At 61.6% G+C, this 19,177-nt stretch carries 16 protein-coding genes and 1 riboswitch; of the genes, 4 read left to right on the plus strand and 12 right to left on the minus strand.

What is annotated here, in order from left to right:
* Positions 1-130: 130 nt before the first annotated feature.
* The gene (locus tag NO934_RS01755) at positions 131-343 is read right to left on the minus strand and encodes a helix-turn-helix domain-containing protein (RefSeq protein ID WP_309161864.1); all 213 of its coding nucleotides are present in this window, start codon (positions 341-343) and stop codon (positions 131-133) included.
* 212 nt (positions 344-555) lie between these two features.
* On the opposite strand from NO934_RS01755, the gene NO934_RS01760 reads away from it, so the two are divergent.
* Positions 556-1,749, plus strand: coding sequence for a tyrosine-type recombinase/integrase (locus tag NO934_RS01760; RefSeq protein WP_309161865.1), 1,194 nt, complete (start codon positions 556-558; stop codon positions 1,747-1,749).
* 333 nt (positions 1,750-2,082) lie between these two features.
* Here NO934_RS01760 and NO934_RS01765 read toward each other — a convergent pair whose 3' ends face one another.
* Complete coding sequence (locus NO934_RS01765; RefSeq protein ID WP_309161866.1) at positions 2,083-4,716, minus strand: TRAP transporter permease; 2,634 nt, start codon at positions 4,714-4,716, stop codon at positions 2,083-2,085.
* A 70-nt stretch (positions 4,717-4,786) separates the two neighbouring features.
* Positions 4,787-5,749, minus strand: a complete 963-nt coding sequence (locus NO934_RS01770; protein WP_309161867.1) for a TAXI family TRAP transporter solute-binding subunit — start codon at positions 5,747-5,749, stop codon at positions 4,787-4,789.
* Positions 5,750-5,779: 30 nt separating this feature from the next.
* On the opposite strand from NO934_RS01770, the gene NO934_RS01775 reads away from it, so the two are divergent.
* The 3 genes from NO934_RS01775 (at position 5,780) to NO934_RS01785 (ending at position 9,916) form a co-directional block, all read left to right on the plus strand.
* The gene (locus NO934_RS01775) at positions 5,780-7,174 is read left to right on the plus strand and encodes a D-amino acid dehydrogenase (RefSeq protein WP_309161868.1); all 1,395 of its coding nucleotides are present in this window, start codon (positions 5,780-5,782) and stop codon (positions 7,172-7,174) included.
* A 169-nt stretch (positions 7,175-7,343) separates the two neighbouring features.
* Positions 7,344-9,530 (plus strand): PAS domain S-box protein, encoded by a 2,187-nt coding sequence (locus NO934_RS01780; RefSeq protein ID WP_309163788.1) that lies wholly within the window; start codon positions 7,344-7,346, stop codon positions 9,528-9,530.
* Positions 9,527-9,916, plus strand: a complete 390-nt coding sequence (locus NO934_RS01785; protein ID WP_309161869.1) for a response regulator — start codon at positions 9,527-9,529, stop codon at positions 9,914-9,916. Before NO934_RS01780 ends, NO934_RS01785 begins: the two co-directional genes overlap by 4 nt.
* A 108-nt stretch (positions 9,917-10,024) precedes the next feature.
* Here the strand turns inward: NO934_RS01785 and NO934_RS01790 are convergent, their stop codons facing one another.
* The 9 genes from NO934_RS01790 to NO934_RS01830 all read right to left on the minus strand — a co-directional run bounded on the left by NO934_RS01790 (position 10,025) and on the right by NO934_RS01830 (position 19,173).
* Complete coding sequence (locus NO934_RS01790) at positions 10,025-11,221, minus strand: ABC transporter substrate-binding protein (RefSeq protein ID WP_309161871.1); 1,197 nt, start codon at positions 11,219-11,221, stop codon at positions 10,025-10,027.
* 30 nt (positions 11,222-11,251) lie between these two features.
* The gene (locus NO934_RS01795) at positions 11,252-12,451 is read right to left on the minus strand and encodes an ABC transporter substrate-binding protein (protein ID WP_309161872.1); all 1,200 of its coding nucleotides are present in this window, start codon (positions 12,449-12,451) and stop codon (positions 11,252-11,254) included.
* A 4-nt stretch (positions 12,452-12,455) separates the two neighbouring features.
* Positions 12,456-13,544, minus strand: coding sequence for an ABC transporter ATP-binding protein (locus tag NO934_RS01800; protein ID WP_309161873.1), 1,089 nt, complete (start codon positions 13,542-13,544; stop codon positions 12,456-12,458).
* Positions 13,541-14,617, minus strand: coding sequence for an iron ABC transporter permease (locus tag NO934_RS01805; protein ID WP_309161875.1), 1,077 nt, complete (start codon positions 14,615-14,617; stop codon positions 13,541-13,543). Before NO934_RS01805 ends, NO934_RS01800 begins: the two co-directional genes overlap by 4 nt.
* 12 nt (positions 14,618-14,629) lie before the next feature.
* A complete protein-coding gene (locus tag NO934_RS01810; protein ID WP_309161876.1) occupies positions 14,630-15,367 on the minus strand; it encodes a (2Fe-2S) ferredoxin domain-containing protein in 738 nt (245 codons plus the stop codon).
* 100 nt (positions 15,368-15,467) lie between these two features.
* A riboswitch (cobalamin riboswitch) is annotated at positions 15,468-15,689 on the minus strand.
* Between the two features lie 8 nt (positions 15,690-15,697).
* Positions 15,698-15,913, minus strand: a complete 216-nt coding sequence (locus NO934_RS01815; protein ID WP_309161877.1) for a hypothetical protein — start codon at positions 15,911-15,913, stop codon at positions 15,698-15,700.
* Positions 15,914-15,984: 71 nt separating this feature from the next.
* Positions 15,985-16,950, minus strand: a complete 966-nt coding sequence (locus NO934_RS01820; protein ID WP_309161878.1) for a ring-cleaving dioxygenase — start codon at positions 16,948-16,950, stop codon at positions 15,985-15,987.
* A 222-nt stretch (positions 16,951-17,172) separates the two neighbouring features.
* Positions 17,173-18,171, minus strand: coding sequence for a branched-chain amino acid ABC transporter permease (locus NO934_RS01825; protein WP_309163630.1), 999 nt, complete (start codon positions 18,169-18,171; stop codon positions 17,173-17,175).
* 144 nt (positions 18,172-18,315) lie between these two features.
* Positions 18,316-19,173, minus strand: a complete 858-nt coding sequence (locus tag NO934_RS01830) for a branched-chain amino acid ABC transporter permease (protein ID WP_309161879.1) — start codon at positions 19,171-19,173, stop codon at positions 18,316-18,318.
* Between the last annotated feature and the right edge of the window lie 4 nt (positions 19,174-19,177).

Raw genomic sequence — 19,177 nt, forward strand, 5'->3', positions numbered from 1 at the left:
AGCTTGAAGAGTGCGACGCAGCCGCCTTGGTCGCAGCATTCGTATTCATCAAGAACGAGCAGACCTACGCGACTTGTGAAGTCATATGCGATTGATATCGGACGGCACTGGAGTTCGGGATGATAGTCCTTCATGCGACCGCCCTGAGGGCTGCGTTGTCGTTCGCCGCCTCCTGCGCCGCCACCCAGGCGAGAAGCGTCGACTTTCGGGCGCATATCTTTGCCCCGATGCGGAAACAGGGCAGCGTTCCAGCCTCGATGGCATGATAAATCGAGCGGGCCGGGAGGCCCATGAATGCGGCGATTTCCTTCGCGCCATTGAGCAGGTCGTCGGCCAGGTTCATGTTGTTTCGTCCTCCTATGAAAAAACGCTTGACAGGTTTTCGGCGCTTTGCTAGATTATTCGAATAAGGCGTATTGCGCCCGAAATCAGCAAAACGAGCGGAATATATAAGAAACTTGGCGTCATGTCAAGCGTTTTCTGCTGCCGTATTTCATGTTGCCAAAATCTGTTAGTCGGTTTAGCAACCCCTCTTTCTTTGAGGGTGGGTTTTCTATGAGCGTTTCAGTTCGGGAGTGGACGACAGCTAAAGGCGAACCGCGCAAGGCGTGGGTGGTGCGCTACACCGATCAGAATGGGAAGCGGCACCTCAAAACATTCGCCAAAAAGAAAGACGCTGACGCCTTTGACTCGCAAACCCATGTGGAGGTGCTTGGGCGCATCCACGTCGCGGATGCTGATACGGTCACCGTCGAACAGGCCGGGAAGTTCTGGCTCGAAGCCGCAGCGGCGGCCGGGTTGGAGAAAACTACGCTGGCGCAATACGAACAGCACCTTCGTTTGCATATAGTTCCGGCGATCGGCCGACACCGGCTGAATGAGATATCCATCCCATTCGTGCGCGCCTTCACCGACAAGCTGGCGGCCGACGGAAAGTCAAAAGCGATGGTTCGTGCCGTGAGGGTCAGTCTGGGTGCCCTGCTCTCCGATGCCCAGGAGCGCGGCTTGGTCATGCGCAACGCTGTCAAGGACATGGGGAGGAGCAAGTCGTCAAAGCGCGTTGAGGCCCGCCAGAAGAAGCGGGCCGAGGTCGGTGTTGACATCCCTACCGTTGAGGAAATCGGCAAACTCATTGCAGCCGCGGATGGAAAGTCGCGCGCCTTCCTTATGACAGCGGCATTCACAGGGATGCGCGCCAGTGAGTTGCGCGGACTGCGCTGGACAGACCTGGCGTTCAATCGCCGCGAAGTGACCATCCGGCAGCGCGCCGACGCACATCAAAAGATCGGCGCCCCCAAGTCCGAAAAGGGCAGCCGGACGATCCCCCTGCCCTCCCGCCTGTGCGACGAACTGCGGGTCTGGAAGGATGACTGCCCGGAAGGCGAATTAGGTCTCGTTTTCCCGAACGGCGCCGGCAACGTCGAGTATTACGCCAACATCACCAAGCGCTGGTATTACCCGGTCCAGATCGCGGCTGGCGTCACCATCCCGACCGGAGAGAAGGATAAGGACGGCCAGCCCATCGTGGGACCGAAATATTCCGGCCTGCACGCCTTGCGGCACTTCTATGCAAGTTGGTGCATCAACCGAAAAGAGGACAATGGCCTCGGACTGCCACCCAAAGTCGTCCAAGCGCGGATGGGTCACGCTTCAATTCAGTTGACGCTCGACACCTATGGGCACTTGTTCCCCACCGGCGACAACGCTGACGAGTTAGACGATGCTCTGGACGGCCTGCTCGCGACATGAATGCGACACGCTGACCTTTTTGCCAATAGTTTCAAAGCGTGTCTTAGGACTCTGACTCCGTTAGTCCTGGTTCGAATCCAGGTTCCCCAGCCAACCACTTTTTGCCTTAAATAGCGACTTGCCGGATCGCGGCAGCAGGGTCCATTGACCCTTTGGTTAGCGCGCAGCGGCAGGCGCGGTGTCATGCCCTGAACCATCGCGCTGGAACTCATGCGCCTATTGGAGTATCGGTCCCGCAACTACATACGACCGCGCGATAACCTTTAGGATGTAGCGGAGATGGCCGCCGACCGGCCAATCTCGCTGAGAGGCGGCGTCGCGGTCATTGACAATTCAGGCCATCTGCGTCCGGTGTTTAGGCATCCCCGGCTGGTCCCAATCGCGGCGGCGCCATTGCAGGGCACCCACTATCCCGATCAGCAGGAGCGCCGGAATATAGGTCAGCTCGTTCGCCGGACTGTTGGGATCCCTCACGAAGACGCGGCTGATCGTCTGGCCTACCTCGATGCCGAGACTTTCGGCCTGGCTTCCGAACGCGGCTCCCAGCACCTGAACGCTGTCCCCGACAGGGGCGATCTGTATGCCGACCGCGGCCAGCCGCTCGGCCCCCGAACCGGGTTCGCCCATCGGCAGCCGCATGACGCGGGTTTCTTCGGCGCCGGTGATGATGTCCACTCCGACCACCTCGATCCGCAGGAACCCATCCTCGGGCACCTGCTCGGCAAGCTCGAGCACCCGGCTGCCGTCCACGGGCATGTATTCGGGGACGATCCTGTCCATGAACCAGCCCGGCTGGAACAGCATGGCCGCCGCAACGAGCAGGATGGCCGATTCCCAGATGCGCGAGCGCGTGATGAAGATCTGCTGGGTCACGGAGACGAACATCAGCATCCCCAGCAGCGCGGCTAGGACCACCATGGCCAGTTGGAACCAGTTGTCGATCCCGATCAGCAGCAATTGGTGATTGAAGATGAACAGGAGCGGCAGGATGGCCGTGCGCATTTCGTAGCGGAAAGCCTGCACGCCGGTGCGCACCGGGTCGGCGCGGCTGATCGCCGAGGCAGCGAAGGAGGCTAGCCCCACAGGCGGAGTCACGTCCGCCATGAGCCCGAAATAGAAGACATAGAGATGCACCGCGACAAGCGCCACCGCGACCCCGTTCAACGTGGCCACGTCGACGATCACCGGCGCGATCAGCGTCGCGACAACGACATAGTTGGCCGTGGTGGGCATGCCCAGGCCCAGGATCATGCAGATCAGTGCGGTCAGCAGCAGCATCACGATCAGGTTGCCGGCCGAAATGGCGATGACGATCTCGGTCAGCACGAGCCCCACCCCTGTGAGCGACACCGTGCCGACGATGATGCCAGCAGCCGCGGTGGCGATGGCAATGCCGATCATGTTGCGCGCGCCCGTGACGAGCCCGTCAAAGAGGTCGTCGAACCCCTCGCGGAACCGTGTCAGCACGTCTCCGGCGCCACGGAACAGTGCGATCAGCGGCTTTTGGGTGACGACCAAGAAGATGAGGGCCATCGTGCCGTAGAAGGCCGAGAGGCCCGGAGACAATTCCTCTACCATTAGGCACCAGACGAGGATGAACACCGGCATCAGATAGTGGATACCGGTCGGAGCGACTTTGGCCGTGTCGGGCAGCACGACGTTGGAGTCGTTGGGATCGTCGAGTTCTAAATCGGGAAACCGCGAGCGGATTGCTACCGAACCGACATAAATGCCGAGGGCTCCCAAACCCGCCGCCCATGTGGATGCGGGACCGAAAACGTCACGGGTCCAGCCCAGCCCAACGCCCACGAGCCAGCAGAAGATCACAAAACCCGCCGCGGTCATGCCGAACAGGGCCGCGCTCATCAGGGGCGAGCGGTGAGATTCGCGTGGGAGGCCTTTGAGGCTGGCCTTCCGGGCCTCGATGTCGACCACGTAGAACAGCGAGAGATAGGTCAAAAGGGCCGGCACGATGGCATGCTGCACCACCTGGCTGTAGGAGATGCCGACATATTCGGCGATCAGGAATGCAGCCGCGCCCATGACCGGTGGCATGATCTGGCCATTGACCGATGCCGAAACCTCGATGGCGCCAGCTTTCACAGGCGGGTAACCGACCCGCTTCATAAGCGGAATGGTGAATGTACCGGTGGTCACGACATTGGCCACCGATGACCCGGAAATCAGCCCGGTTGCGCCCGAGCCCAGCACCGCGGCCTTGGCCGGACCGCCGCGGAAGTGCCCCAGCAGCGCGAAGGCGACCTTGATGAAATAGTTGCCGGCACCGGCTTTTTCCAAAAGCGAGCCGAACAGCACGAAAAGGAACACGAACGAGGTCGAAACGCCCAGGGCGACGCCGAAAACGCCTTCAGTCGTCAGCCAGTATTGCGTGGCCGCGCGGGGTATCGAGGCGCCCCGATGGGCGAAAAGGTCGGGCATATAGGGCCCGAAAAAGGCATAGGCCAGAAAGACCATGGCCACGATCGGCAGCGCCAGCCCGAGCGAACGCCGCGCAGCCTCGAGCAGCACGACCACGCCGGCGACGCCCACCGCCACGTCCAAAGTGGTCGGTAGGCCTGGCCGTGCCGCCAAGGCGTCCTGAAACACAAAGAGGTAGAGGGCGCACGCGGCACCAAGAAGCGCCAATATCCAGTCCTGGATCGGGATCGTATGGCGTGGCGATGATTTGAAGGCAGGATAGGCAGAAAATACCAGAACCAGCGCGAAGGCGAGATGAATGGCCCGGGCCTCGCTGGCGTTGAAGACGCCGAAGCCGAACGAATAGGGGAGCGGCGAAGCATACCAGAGCTGAAACAGGCTCCACGCCAGGGGGACGAGCACGAGCAGCCAGCGGGCAAAGCGGCCGTCCGGCTTGCGCCCGCCCAAATCGGCCTCGGCCACCAATTGAGTGGCGGCCGAAAGATCGCCCCGGTCTTCTTCCGGCCGGGCGGTGCTGTCACTGGTCATGAAAAGCCTGTTCGCAGGTGGAGGACAGTGGGATGGCCCGGCAAGAGCGGGCCACCGAAGTCGGGTCGGACTACAACCAGCCCTGTTCCTGGTAATACTGCTCCGCGCCCGGATGCAGCGGAGCTTCGAGACCGTCGACGATCATGTTTTCGGGCTCCAGATTGGCCAGGGCAGGATGCAGCGCCTTGAAGGCGTCGAAGTTCTCGAACACCGAACTGACCAGGGCGTATACCGCCTCATCGGGCGTATCGGCGCTCACCGCAAGTGCGGCCAGCACGCCGAATGTTTCGACATCCTCGTCGTTGTTGGCATAGGTGCCACCCGGAATGGTCGCCTTGGCATAGAAGGGTCGATCCTCGATAATACCGTCGATGGCCTCCCCGCTTATCGGAACGATCTGGGCCTCGCAGGTGGTCGTTGGATCGGCGATGTTCGCCGAGGGGTGGCCCACTGCATAAAAGAAGGCGTCAATCTGGTTATCGCACAGGGCGGGACCGTGTTCGTCAGGCCGCAGTTCCGAGACCAGCGCGAAATCCTCGCGGCTCATATCCATCGCTTCGAGGATGATATCGATCGAAGTCTGCGTACCCGAGCCGGGTGCACCTACATTGACCCGCTTGCCGGCGAGATCGGTGAAGCTCTCGATGCCAGCGTCGGGGCGCGCTACCAGGGTGAAAGGTTCCGGATGCAGGGAAAAGACTGCGCGCAGATTTTCCTGGGGACCGGCATCGGCAAAATCCTGCTCGCCGTTGACGGCATAAGAAAGCACATCGGTCTGCGACACGCCGAACGTCAGTTCCCCCGTGCCGATCGCGTTGAGGTTGTAGACCGAGGCGGCCGTGGATTCGACCGAACAGCGGAAACCATGTTCGGCGCGCGTTTCGTTCATGAGCCGGCAGATCGCGCCGCCCACCGGATAATAGACGCCAGTAACGCCCCCGGTTCCGATCGTGACGAACTGATCCTGAGCCTGGGCAGCGCCCGCACCCGCCAGAACCGTGGCGGTCATGAGGCCGAGAAGCTTTCGATTCATTGCGTTTCCTTCCTTGTTCTGGAGCACCTTGTGATCGGCCGCCATTGCCGCGGCACGTCCGGCACCCTAAGGATCGGTATTAAGGACAAGAATGCGCTCAAGAGCAAGTTCGGGAACCGGACGATCGTTGGCTTATGTCCGCCGGCGGCCAAAGAGCCATGTAAAAACGAGGTCATCGAGATGAAGATCATTGTCATCGGCGCGGGCGTGGTGGGTCTTGCCACGGCATGGCGTCTCCAGCGGGATGGCCACCACGTCACTGTAATTGACCGCGATTCGGGCCCGGGGCTCGGTACAAGCTATGCCAATGGCGCACAGCTGAGCTATTCGTACGTCGCCCCCCTGGCCGACCCCTCGGTATGGGCCCAGTTGCCGCGCTTTCTCACCGATCGTGGCTCGCCGGTGCAGTTCCGGCCAGGGTTTGATCCGTTTCAATATCGCTGGTTGCTGCAATTTCTTGCTGCGTGCACTAAGCGGCAAGCGCTCGAAACCGTCGATAGGCTGGGCGAGTTGGCCGCGTTGAGCCGTAAGGTGCTACACGACTCTCCCGAGTTGATGGCAGGGCAGCTTCACTGGACAGCCAGCGGCAAGCTGGTGGTTTACAGTTCCGAAAAGAGCTTTGTGTCGGCGCGGAAACTGGCGGATCGCCAGATGGCCAGCGGCACGGAAAAGCGGGTACTAGACCGCGATGAATGTCTGGAACTCGAGCCCGCCCTCGCCTCGATCGCGGATCGACTTGTCGGAGGCGTCTTCGCACCCGATGACGAAACAGCCGATGCGTATCAGATGTGCCGGCGCCTCGAGCAGTTGATGCTGGAAAGCGCCAACCCGCCGCTCTTCCTCTACGAAACCGCTGTCACCGATTTCCGGCGCAAAGGCCGCGCGATCGAGGCCATCGAGACCGATCGAGGTTCGTATACGGCCGATCTGGTCGTGCTGGCCGCGGGCGCCGGCGCAAGGGCCCTGGGGCAGCGCCTCGGGCTTGATCTGCCGATCTATCCCATCAAGGGCTATTCCCTGTCCGTGCCCGTCGCGCGCGAAGCGGCCGCGCCTCGCGTCAGCGTGACGGATGCGGCGCGCAAGATCGTTCTGGCGCGCCTCGGCAATTCGCTCCGCCTCGCCGGCGCGGCGGACATCGTCGGCTACGATCTCGATATCGATCATCGCCGGACGAGCAAGCTGATTACAGACGCGACGAGCGATTTCCCCGAGGCGGCGGACTGGCAGAAGGCTGAATTGTGGGCAGGGCTCCGACCCGCAACGCCCACCGGTCAACCTATTGTTGGCAGCACGCCTGTCGACAATCTTTTGGTCAACGTCGGGCATGGTGCGCTGGGGTTCACCCTTGCACTCGGCACGGCTCAACGTCTCGCGGACCTGATCGCCGGTTCGGCAGGGAGGTTTCGCTCGGCTGCATCGCCCTAGGCAGCGCTCTTGGCGACCAGCCCCGCCTACAGTTCGCACTCTTTTACACAAGCGATCTATTCGGAACCATCCGAGCCGGCAGTCGTTCAAGAAAGTTATCAATCCCTCCAGCCCCGGTGATCCCAGGATGCCGCCGCCAGCTGTAGGACAACCGTCACGTAGGGGCATTTTGTCGAACGTAGAAGAATTCCCAATCGAAGCCCGCCGGACAACGGAATACGAGGCGCTCATGTCGGCGGCACCAAGTGTGCTGAATGCAATTCCGGGTGCCGTCTATTTGTGCGACCATGAAGGTTGGCTGGTCCGCTACAATGACGACGCAGCCCAGATCTGGGGTAGAACGCCGGCTATTGGAGCAGAACGGGAGCGCTTTTGCGGCTCGCATGCCCTGTTCCTGCCGGACGGCACGCCATTGGCACACGACGTCTGCCCGATGGCCAAGGCCGTATATGAGGGTACTGAAGCGCACAATGCAGAAGTCGTTATCGAGCGGCCGGACGGATCACGCCGCACAGTGTTGGTGAACATTCGCGCGTTGAAGGGTCCTAAGGGGGAAATCCAGGGCGCGATCAATTGCTTCCAGGACATTTCTTCCCAAAAGGTGATGGAAGAGGAACTTCGGCACAAGAACGCAGATCTAGAAGATTTTTTTGAGAACAGCGCGATCGCCCTCCATATAGTGGGACGGGACGGGATCATCCTGCGGGCCAACAAGGCCGAACTCGAGCTCCTCGGCTATACCGCCCAAGAATATATCGGGCGGCATATTGCGGAATTCCACGCGGATGCGGAGGTCATAGGCAATATCCTCAGCCGGCTTGGCAGAGGTGAGCGGCTTGACCGCTATCCGGCCCGCCTTCGCGCCAAGGACGACTCGATAAGGCATGTTCTCATCACCTCGAACAGCCGCCTCGAAGATGGGGAATTCGTCAATACGCGCTGCTTTACAACCGACGTCACGAACCTGCACGAAGCCGAAGCGGGGCGCCGCGAGAGCGAAGAGCGCTTAGCGGCGACCTACGAAGCCGCAACCATCGGAATCGCCGAAGCGGACGCTTCAGGACGCCTTCTCCGGGTCAACGACGCGCTTTGCCGGATGCTCGGGCTTTCGCGCGACAAACTGCTTGCCATGTCGTTCTACGATTACACGCACAAAGACGATCGCGAACGGGATGCCGCGTCCTACGCGCGCCAGACGCGAGGAGAACTGGACAGCTACGTGCTGCGCAAGCGGGCGACCCGGGGTGACGGGAGGACAATCTATCTCGACATCCACAGCTCTTCCGTGCGGGACGAGGACGGAGAGTTCCGTTATGGCGTGCGCGTCATTCAGGACGTTACTGCCGTCAAACAGATGGAAGACCAGATACGCTCCAGCGAGCAGCATCTTCGCGTTCTTCTCGAGGCGCTTCCCGCTGCGGTATACACAACCGATGCGGAAGGGCGCATCACGTTCTACAACAAGGCGGCGGTCGAAATGTCCGGGCGCACGCCCGAGCCGGGCGATATGTGGTGCGTGACATGGCGCCTTTTCAATACTGACGGTACGCCGCTTCCGCACGATCAGTGTCCGATGGCAATCGCGCTCAAGGAGAACCGGCCGGTCCGAGGAGCGGAAGCCGTCGCCGAGCGGCCCGATGGCACTCGTGTCCCGTTCATTCCCTATCCCACGCCCCTGCACGATGAAGAGGGCAATCTAGTGGGCGCGGTCAACATGCTCGTCGACATTACCGAACGCAAGCAAGCCGAAAGCAGGCAGAAGACGTTAATCGACGAGCTCAATCACAGGGTCAAGAACACTCTTGCTACCGTACGGTCACTGACAGCACAGACCATCAGGCACGCCGACAACCTCGATGATTTCCTGGTTCGGTTCGAAGCCCGGCTGTTGGCGCTTGCGCGCGCGCACGACCTGCTGACGCGACGGCACTGGGAGGATGCGCCGCTCGAGTCGCTCGCCAGGGACGTATTGACCCCACTTGCCGGCGAGGCTGCCGGCCGGGTGACGCTCAACGGGCCATCTATTGAGCTCACCTCTCGCGAGGCCCTGAGCTTGACCATGGCGCTTGCCGAACTCGGTACCAACGCCATCAAATATGGCGCGCTGTCCTCTGAAACCGGATCTCTAACGCTCAACTGGCACCTGCAAGACGCAGCAGGTTCACACTCGAGATTGATCCTCGAATGGCAGGAGCGTGGAGGGCCTGTCGTTAAACCACCAACCCGGCGGGGCTTCGGGACGAGGCTTATGGAGGGTTGCATAGAACACGATCTGCGCGGCGAGTTCGATTTGGTTTTTTACCCGGAAGGCGTCTTCTGCTCTATCTCGATCCCTATCCGGGTGGAGCCGGCATGACGGTATTCACCGACGTTAAGGTGCTGATCGTAGAGGACGAGTTCACCGTCGCCATGATGATCGAAGATGCGCTGGCAGAGCTCGGGTGCAGGATTGTCTCGTCTTCATCTCGCGTTCCACATGCCTGCGAGATTGCGGAGACCGCCGACATCGACGTTGCGGTGCTCGACGTCAATGTGGCAGGGCAGCCCGTTTTTCCTGTGGCCGAGATCCTTAGGCGGCGTCGTGTTCCGATGCTTTTTAGCACCGGATATGGCGTTGCGGCACTGCCGCCTGCGTTTTCCAGTCATCCCGTTCTGAGCAAACCCTTTTCAGACCGAGAGCTGCAACAAGCCCTCACCCTTTGCATCACGGCCAATTCGGCAGCCAATGCAGGCGGTGTATGACGGCACCCCCATCCCGTGTCGAACGAGTTCGCCCGGGGCTATTTGGTTGGTTCGCTCCGGAAGTCGGAAAGGTTCCAGATTTTTGCCGCGTAGACGCCGGCGGATATCCTACGGCCGTGTGAAGCAAACACCGCTCTCGCCGGGAAACAACTCCGGAAGGATCCCGATCGCGTAGTCGCGGATCAGCCGGTCGACATGCACATAATTGGTTGCGCCGCACTCGGCATAATTCTCGTCGGTTCCGGTGAGATAGTTGCCCTGGGCCAGCGCAGGAAAGCTCTGGTAGCGGGTGTCGGTGGCGATCGTCTCGGCATTCACCGCCTGCTCGTAATAGAGGATGAAGAAGTCGGCATTGGCGGCCCGGCCGAGCGAGGTTTCAAAATCGAAGGTCATTCCATTGCCGGCGTCATTGCCTTCGGCAAAGGGATTGTTGACCCCGAGCGTCTCCAGGATCTGCCCGTTGAGCGAGCGTGGCCCGTGGGCATACATGAAGGTGCAGCCGCGCTGCTCGCCGATACAGGCATAAGCTGCACTGAAATCCGAAGGCAGTTGATTTTCCACCCTGTCCGCAACCTCCTGGTAACGCTCTTCGATCGCATCGAAATGCTCGTTGGCGTGCCCTTCGAGATTATAAAAAGCCGAGAGGAATTTGAGCCATTCGGATGACCCGAGCGGGGTGGGCTCTATCCGGTTCGACACCATGACGGCCGGCAGGCCCCGATCCCGCGCGTCGGCCACTTCGCTGTAGCCGGGACCATATCCCGCCATGATCAGGATATCGGCCTCCAACCCAAGCGCGGTTTCAAAGTCGATGCCACTCGATCCGAGATTTTGCGGATCGTTCGCGGCGTCGAGCACCCTCCCGAACCAATGGTCGCTCTCCGCCGAGTTGATCATCCCATTGGAAACCCCGACGATGGTGCCCAGCGCGCCGATCTCGTCGAGCATGGCAAGCCCGTTATTGTGCGTGATCATGGTCCGGTCGACGGGAATATCGACCACAAGCGCACCCTCGAGTTCCCCCGTGAGGTCCGGTGCGGGCGTGCCACACTGCACCAGCACGTAGACCAGGTCGGCTGCGTCGGGGAATTCCGAGTTCGGAACGGTCAGCACCTTGTAGTTGTTGTGGTAGGAGATCGACCAGAACGCTGAATGGCGCGGTTCCACCTTTTCGGGGAAATAGTCGGTGGGCGGATCGAACGCCTCGACACATGCGGCGGCCCCTCCCCCTTCTTGCGCGGCAACGGGCAGGCTCAGGCCCAAAAACAGCGTGGCACCGGCGATCATGACAAACCCGGTTTTCATATTCTTTCTCCTCAATCCCGCTCCAGCCACCTATTGCGAAGGCGCCTTGAAGCAGACACCCTCCTCGCCGGGGAACAATTCGGGCAGCATGCCGATCGCATAGTCGCGGATCAGCCGGTCAACGCGGACATAGGTCACCGCATTGCATTCGTGGTAATTGTCGACCGTGGAAATGATGTAGTTTCCCGAAGCCAGGGCCGGCACATTCTGGTAGCGCGGATCGCTGGCCAGCGCCTCGGGCGAGGCCACGTAATAGATGATGAAGAAATCGGTATCCTGCACACGGCCCAACGCGGCCTCATAATCGAAGTCCATGCCGTTTGGCCGGTCATTTCCCTCGGCAAAGGGGTTTTTCACCCCCATTAGCTGAAGGATCTGCCCGTTGAGCGTGTTATCGCCATGGGCGAACATGAAGCCGCAGCCGCCTTCTTCGCCGAGGCAGGCATAGCCGACCTCATAATCGTCGAGGCGTCCGGCGACCTCCTGCGCGATGGCGGTATAGTCGGTGCTGATCGTCTCGAAGACGGCGTTGGCCTGGGCTTCCTCATTATAGAAGGCGGCAATGAATTTGAGCCATTCGGACGAGCCGAGTGGGGTTGGCTCGGTGCGGTTGGAGACCATGATCGCCGGCAGCCCCCGCTCGCTCACCGTGGTCACTTCATTATAGCCTGGGCCATAGCCGGCCATGAAGATGACATCGGGTTCGAGCGCCAGCGTGGTTTCGAAATCGAGATCGGATTCCGAACCCACATCGACAGGGCTCCCGGCCGCGGCGACAAGTTCGGAATACCAGGCATCGCCTTCAGCGTAGCCGAGATAGTTTCGCGTCAGTCCCACGATCGTGGGCACCTGCCCGATCTCGTCGATCATGGCCAGGGCATTGCGGTGCGTGACGACAGCCCTCTCGATCGGCACCTCGACCAGCAGCGCGCCTTCGAGGTCGCCCGTCAGCTCGGGCGCCGGCGTTCCGCACTGCACGAGCACGTAGGACAGGCTTCCGCCCGATGGGTTCTCGGTGTCGGCAACCGTCAGCACCTTGTAATTGCCGTGATAAGATGCTTCCCAGAATTGGGAATGGTCCGATTCGACCTTGTCGGCGAAATAGTCCACCTCCGGGTCGAAATCCTCCACACAAATTGACGATTGCTGGCCCGAGCCCTCCTGGGCAACGGCGTGAGGGATTGCTGTCAGCGCCGCCAAGGCGACGACTGCCCATGTCCATTTCTGCATCAGATCAGTCTCCCGCCCCTATCGGCGCTGGTCGCTCGGCCAAAAGCCGCAGATGGGCGACCAGGCCTTCGAAATCATTGCCTCCACACGTCTGGCCATTGGCGTCCAGCCGCCAGGCCACGCCCTTGTCCGCCAGCGTTTCGACGGAGAGGCTGTGGTGCGCGCACGCATCTTGTCCGACCGGGACGCAGCCGGCGCGCTCCACGGCGCGGGCGGCCCAGTGGGACGATACCCCTGCCCCGGACACGGCAATCCTAGGCCCGCCCTCATCGGCTGTGACGATGAAGGTTCCCACCTGATGGTCGAACGAAATGCCGCGGCCGGCATAGGCGCGGGCGATCGAGCCGTTGTGGGCGAGATCTTCCGGGCATCCAGTCTCGAACGCCCCGTCCCCATGCACCAGCCAGATCTGATCGGCGGTGCGCAGCGCGAGTTCGAGGTCATGCGTGGACATCAGGATCGTAAGTCCTGTCTCGTCCACCAGGCGCCGAAGCAGCGCTGTCAATTCGACCCGTCGCGTCAGATCGAGAAACGCAGTGGGCTCGTCCAGCACGAGGATGGAGGGCCGCTGCGCCAGCGCCCTGGCAATCATGACGCGCTGGCGCTCGCCGTCGGACAGCTCGATCACCTGCCGGTCGGCCAGCATCCGCGCTCCGGCGGCGTCGAGCGCCCATTCCACCGTGTCGCGGTCTTCCTGTTCCATCGCCGCGAACCAGCCCATGTAGGGCGCGCGCCCCAGGCCGACCAGCGCGCGCACCGACATCAGTCCGACGTCGACGCGGTCGGTCAGCACCACGCTCAGCCGTTGAGCACGCTCGCGGGCCGACATGCGGGCCAGGTCAACCCCGTCGAGCATGACCCGCCCGGCGAGCGGCCGCTGGCTTCCCACAAGGCTGCGGAGCAAGGTGGATTTACCTGCGCCGTTCGGCCCGAGCAGAAAGGCGAACTGCCCCTGCCTCAAGGTAGCGTCGATGCCGGTGAGCACGTTGGCCGGGCGGCCCCGCGCGCCACGATATCCGACCGTGAGATCGATCGCCTCGATCACCGGCCGGTCTGCCTGATGATCGGCCCTGATTTCCGATAACGCGTTCATGACGGCACCTGCCCAGCCTCGCGGCGACGCCGCAGCAACACCCAGAGGACGACCGGCGCGCCCACGAAGGCGGTGACCGAATTGAGCGGAAGCGAGACATTGGTGAGCCCGTTGCCGCCCGCCACGTACTCGGCCAACAGCACGAGCAGCGCACCGACCAGTGCGGAACCGGGCAGCACGACGAAGTGATTGGAGTCGCGCAAAATGCCCCTCACCAGATGCGGTGCCGCCAGCCCCACAAAGCCGATGGCGCCGCAATAGGCGGTGACCACGCCGGCAAGGATCGCGACGATGGCCAGCGCGCTGAACTGGATAGGTCGAACCTTGATCCCCATGGTCGCGGCGTAATTCTCGCCCAACAGCAGGATGTTCATTGATTTGGCGAGCAACACCGAAGCGAGAATGACGGCGACGCAAGCCGGGGCGACGACCTGTAGGTCATGCCAGCTCACGTCGCGAACCGTGCCGCGTGTGAAAGAGGCAAGCCCCTGCAGTCGCTCGGGATCGGCATAATAGACGAGCACATCGACCAGCGCGCCCGAGAGAAAGCCGAACATGACGCCGACGATCAGCACGGTCGTCGGATTGCCGACCCGGCGCGCGAACGCCAGCGCAAGCACCAGCACCAGTCCGGCGCCCGCCACTGCGGCGCCCGTTACGCCGAGCTGACGAACGATGGTCAGCCCCGAGAGCCAGCCGGTGGTCGATGTCCCCAGGATTACGATGGCTGCTCCGAGCACCGCACCTGAACTGACTCCGAGCACGAAAGGATCGGCAAGGGGATTGCGGAACAGCGTCTGCATCAGCGCTCCGCCTACCCCCAGCGCGGCCCCGGCAAATACGGCGGTTATGGCCTTGGGAAGACGCGCATCCATCACGATGACGCGGTGAATGTCCCGGCTTCCTTCGCCGCCGAGGAGGATTTGCGTCACCTCCCCTATGGGGATGAACACGGTCCCCCGCGCGAGCAAGATCAAAAAACCGAACGCCACCAACGCGACGAAGGCGGAAAAACTGACCAGTACGCGGCTCGGCCGGGCTCCCGCCGGCATTCTTGCGGTCAATGTCGACATCTGCTCCCTCCCCTAGGCAATCGCCGCTTTGGCGGTGGCGGAAAAGAACAGATGCTCGGGCAGCGTCGTCTCCTCGACGATCACGGAGCGCACGAATTGGCGGACGGCTTCCCCATCGGGCAGCCGATACCATTCCCCTCGGGGATAGACGGCGACCATCGGTCCCTTGTTGCACGGAAACATGCAGCCAGTGCGGGTGGTCAGGCATTTGTGTCCGGCCTTTTGCCGGCTGATTTCCGATTTCAGCGCCACGACCATCGAGGCGGCATCGCGGTAGTGGCAGCGCGGCCCGGTACAAACCAGAATGTGATGGGCGAAAGCCGGTGGCGTCTCCCAACCGGGCTTGCCCAGGCTGGTCTTGGCTGTTGTCGCCGGCTCAGCCGTATCGACATTGTCGAGCGCGGACGCGGCGATGCGTTCGAGCAGATCGGTGGTTTCGAGCACCTCCCGCCCGATCGCCAGTTCAAGATCGTCCCGTCCCGTCCGTTCCAGCCAGTTCCCCACCGCGCCCGGCAGCCACGCGCGCATGGATTCGGTGAACGGCAGTCCGATCGGCTGGATCAATATGCGCCGGTGCGACCGTGCGACCAGCGCATCGAGTGCATCGGGCAGGCTCGTGGAGCTTCCTTCCAGACGCACTAGCATCGAAGGCACATTAATTGCCGCCTCCAAGCGTCCGGCCATGACTTTGAATCGCCCCGCGCTCAGATTGTGCTGCGAGATCGTAAAGAGAATGGCGTCAGGCTGCATCGCTATCCGCTCCCACAACGGGGCGGGCAGAACCGATCGGCCATTTCGACGAGCGAATGGTCATAGGTAGTTCTCTCCCGCCGAGGCACCTCGCTCGGCTCAAAGGTCGTGTCGTTCCGGCAGGTCTACTGGCTCCCGGCTCAAATGCCCGCCGCCGCCTTCCCAGCCCGATGGGACCAGTGGCAGTTTGGCGACAGGCTCGCCGGTTACAGTTGCGAGGGCAGCCACGGAATTGGCCCCGATTGGGTCGTCCGCACCGTGTTCCCTTTTCATCCGATCGCGGCGTGTCGCCCTGATCGGAACCGTAACGCGCACACAATGGCAGCTTCGTCAGCAGCGCGCAAGCCGCTCGCGAAAGTGATCGAAATGCATTGGCGCCATGATGTTTCCTCCTCCATCAGAAAGCCGGAACCACAGCGGGATCAGGCTTTTAGCGCCCGTTCTTTCCAGCTTGGTCAGCAGCCGATAGCAGAGAGTGTGCCGCAAGCCTTGACGGAAAACCTGCACATTCTTTTCCAGTTTTCTGTATGAAACTTGCACAGCCAATTCCAGTTTTCCTGCTCGAGCCCGCCCATAGCAAAAGGCACGGGCCGGGGCCCGTGCCTTGCGATTGGCTGTTATTGCGGAACCTTGATCGGCTCGAGCGGAGCGACGATCTCGGCCCGGCGGCTTTCGAACCAGGGCGGCAGCATCAGGTTCTTGCCCAGTTCCTCGAGCGGCTCATCGGTTGTGAACCCGATATCGCATGTGGCGAATTCGGTCAGAACCCCTCCGGGCGAGCGGCAATAGACCGAGTGGAAGTAGTTCCGGTCCTTCTGCTCCGATGAGTCGGTGTAGCCGAGACCTTCGAGCCAATCCTTGAGGACCTTCTGGGTATCGTCGTTTTCGACCTGAAAGGCGACGTGGTGCACGGTGCCTTCGCCAAAGGTCCACGACCCTTGCGGCGTATCGGCATCCTCACGCAGAATCACCGTCTTGCACGGGCCCCCGCCATTGATTTCGTACTGGTGGTAGTTGTCTTCCTGCCCGGTCTTTTCAAACCCCAGGGCATCGACGAGGTAGCTCTCCATCGAGGGGATTTCGCGCACGGACATCACGACGTTGTTGAACCCCTTGACCGAATTGGCTTCAGAGATCTCGTCGGTTGTCCACCCCTTGCGAGTGTCGCGATTGTCGCCGACCACTTCATAGCCCAGGCCCACGGGATCTTCGAAATAGATCCGGTCCTTGCCGAACAGGCGCTTGACGCCCGAATGCTTCACCCCATGGCGCTCGAGGTGCTGAGCCCAGAAGTCGAGGCTGTCTTCGCCCACGCTATAGGCGGTCACCGCGACCTGGCCTGTGCCCCTGCGCCCCTTGCGGCCGTCCTGGCGATAAGGAAAGGTGGTCATCACGGTGCCGATCTCGGCATCCGCATTGGCGTAGTAGAGGTGGTAGATCGGCACCTTGCCGTCAAACAGCACCGTCTGCTTGATCATCCGCTGGCCTACGACCTGCGTCAGGAAATCGATGTCCTCCTGAGCACCGCCCACGCACGATGTGACGTGATGGATGCCTTTCACGAGCTTATGTTCGTCGCGCATATTATACCTTTTCTGTACCGGACCATCGCCGGACGTCTCGCGATTGTCTCTTCCCAAACCGCCGCCAGGGCGGTCATCGAGCGGATGGACCCCCATCCTCGGAAAAGTTTAAGAGGCGGCGCGAGTGGGAACCTGCATAATCCGTTGCGAAATTCTGCACGAAACAAGCGGGCAATCGGATGAACGTAAGATATTGAAAATCAACAGTTTTTACGTTCACTTTCAATCCCGATCGGAGCGCTCCAGCCGCTTGCGCGTGGGGAAAAGGTGTATGTTGGTGGCCGAGGAAAACATCCCCCACAACCCTTTAGGCGCAAACAGCATCATGACGATGGCCAGGAGTCCCAGGAACATCAGGTACCATGGGCCGAAGGCCGAAAACCATGAGCGCAGCAGCACAAACACGATGGCGCCGATGATCGGCCCTTCGATCGTGCCCAGCCCGCCGATGACGACGATGAAGATCACATAAGCCGTCCAATCCATGACCGAGAACGCCGCATCGGGAGAAACGCGCGCCTGCTGCAGGAAATAGAGCGCCCCGATCAGCCCTGCGCCGAACGCGGCGAAAACATAGACGAGGAACTTGGTGCGGTTGATGTCGATCCCGACGCTTTCGGCGGCGATCTCGCCGTCCTTGATGGCCGAGAGCGCCAGTCCCAGGCGCGAGCGCAGCATGAGATAGGCCACGACCACGATCATCACCACCACGGCGAGAGCGCCCCAATAGATGACGATCTCCCGCGCCGCCGCCGCACGCGCGCCGAACAGCTCGGCGGCAAAATCGAGGCCGAACATCTCCGAGGTAGCGGCGCGCGGCAGCGCCGTGCCGCTGCCGCCGCCAAGAGCGGGCCAGATCGCGGCGATCAGGCGGAACACCTCGGCAACCACCCAGGTGACCACCGCGAAATATGCTCCCTGCAGCCGGAACACTACGAGCCCCACCGGAATGGACAGCAAGGCCACGAACACCGCCGAGATCAGCACCGACAACAGCGGATCGGCCCCCATCATGATCACCACGTAGAACATGCCATAGGCACCCACGCCGACGAACGCCTGCTGGCCCACCGAGATGAGCCCCGCATAGCCCGCCAAGAGATTCCAGCACTGGGCGAGCCCGATCAGCATCAGGATCAGGATCAGGTCCTGAAGCAAGGCGCGTTCGACGAAAGCGGGAGCCGCGAAAAGGACCAGGACGATAAGCCCCATGACGATCATGCCGATCCTGGACACTTTCGTATCGACGACGACACGATAATTGCCCTTGGCCGCACCAAGGGCATCCTTGGCGTGAACCTCCCTCAGGCCGGCGTTTCCGACGGTGGTGCTATCTGTTTGTGAACTCATGGCGTGCAGCGCACCCTATTGTTTGGGGAACAGACCGCGCGGCCTGACCAGGATGATCAACAAGAAGACGATGTGGCCGACCAGAATCTGGTACTGGGGATGGATCGCGGCGCCGATAGCTTGGGACACGCCCAGAATGACGCCCCCCGCCAATGTGCCCCACAAACTGCCCAGCCCGCCGATCACCACGGCTTCGAAAGCGAACAGCAGCCGGGCCGGCCCTTGTGACGGATCGAAATTGGAGCGCGCGCCCATGAAGAATGCGGCGATGGCGATCACGATGAACGCGAGTCCCATGGCGATGGCGAAGACCTTGTGAGGATTGATCCCTACGATCTGTACATAGGTGCGGTTGTCGGAGGTGGCGCGCAGCTTGCGCCCCAGCGCGGTCATGTAGAACAGCGCTGAAAGCCCGCCGATCACCGCGACGGCGGCCACGAAGGTGAACAGCGGCATCACCCCAAGGCTGATGCCGCCGACCGTGAGCGACGCCGATTCGATCCCGCCCAGGCTCAGCCGCCGACTATTGGCGGTGAATGCTTCAAGCAGGCCGTTCTGGATGATGATCTGCAGCCCAAAGGTGACCAGAAGCGGCACCAGCAGGTTTTCTTCCACGGTGCGGTTGAGGATCACACGCTGCAGCGCCCAGCCCAGGGCGAACAGGAAAGGCAGCGCGATCAGCATGGCCCAGAACGGCGGTATGAAGAGAGCTGTCGAAAGCGCCAGGATGACGTAGGCGGCGAGCACGATGAAGTCGCCATGCGCAAGGTTGACCAGGCGCATGACCCCGAAGATCAGCGACAGCCCGGCGGCGTAAAGCGCGTACAGCCCGCCCAAAAGCACACCTTGAATGATCGTGTTGATGAGCGTCATGCCG

This window comes from Pelagibacterium sp. H642, from assembly GCF_031202855.1.
Classification (GTDB): domain Bacteria; phylum Pseudomonadota; class Alphaproteobacteria; order Rhizobiales; family Devosiaceae; genus Pelagibacterium.

Excerpts from the sequence above, each read along its gene's own strand:
- NO934_RS01755 (WP_309161864.1), bottom strand. The coding sequence starts at position 343 with ATGAACCTGGCCGACGACCTGCTCAATGGCGCGAAGGAAATCGCCGCA.
- NO934_RS01760 (WP_309161865.1), top strand. The coding sequence starts at position 556 with ATGAGCGTTTCAGTTCGGGAGTGGACGACAGCTAAAGGCGAACCGCGC.
- NO934_RS01765 (WP_309161866.1), bottom strand. The coding sequence starts at position 4,716 with ATGACCAGTGACAGCACCGCCCGGCCGGAAGAAGACCGGGGCGATCTT.
- NO934_RS01770 (WP_309161867.1), bottom strand. The coding sequence starts at position 5,749 with ATGAATCGAAAGCTTCTCGGCCTCATGACCGCCACGGTTCTGGCGGGT.
- NO934_RS01785 (WP_309161869.1), top strand. The coding sequence starts at position 9,527 with ATGACGGTATTCACCGACGTTAAGGTGCTGATCGTAGAGGACGAGTTC.
- NO934_RS01790 (WP_309161871.1), bottom strand. The coding sequence starts at position 11,221 with ATGAAAACCGGGTTTGTCATGATCGCCGGTGCCACGCTGTTTTTGGGC.
- NO934_RS01795 (WP_309161872.1), bottom strand. The coding sequence starts at position 12,451 with ATGCAGAAATGGACATGGGCAGTCGTCGCCTTGGCGGCGCTGACAGCA.
- NO934_RS01800 (WP_309161873.1), bottom strand. The coding sequence starts at position 13,544 with ATGAACGCGTTATCGGAAATCAGGGCCGATCATCAGGCAGACCGGCCG.
- NO934_RS01805 (WP_309161875.1), bottom strand. The coding sequence starts at position 14,617 with ATGTCGACATTGACCGCAAGAATGCCGGCGGGAGCCCGGCCGAGCCGC.
- NO934_RS01810 (WP_309161876.1), bottom strand. The coding sequence starts at position 15,367 with ATGCAGCCTGACGCCATTCTCTTTACGATCTCGCAGCACAATCTGAGC.
- NO934_RS01820 (WP_309161878.1), bottom strand. The coding sequence starts at position 16,950 with ATGCGCGACGAACATAAGCTCGTGAAAGGCATCCATCACGTCACATCG.
- NO934_RS01825 (WP_309163630.1), bottom strand. The coding sequence starts at position 18,171 with ATGATCGTCATGGGGCTTATCGTCCTGGTCCTTTTCGCGGCTCCCGCT.
- NO934_RS01830 (WP_309161879.1), bottom strand. The coding sequence starts at position 19,173 with ATGACGCTCATCAACACGATCATTCAAGGTGTGCTTTTGGGCGGGCTG.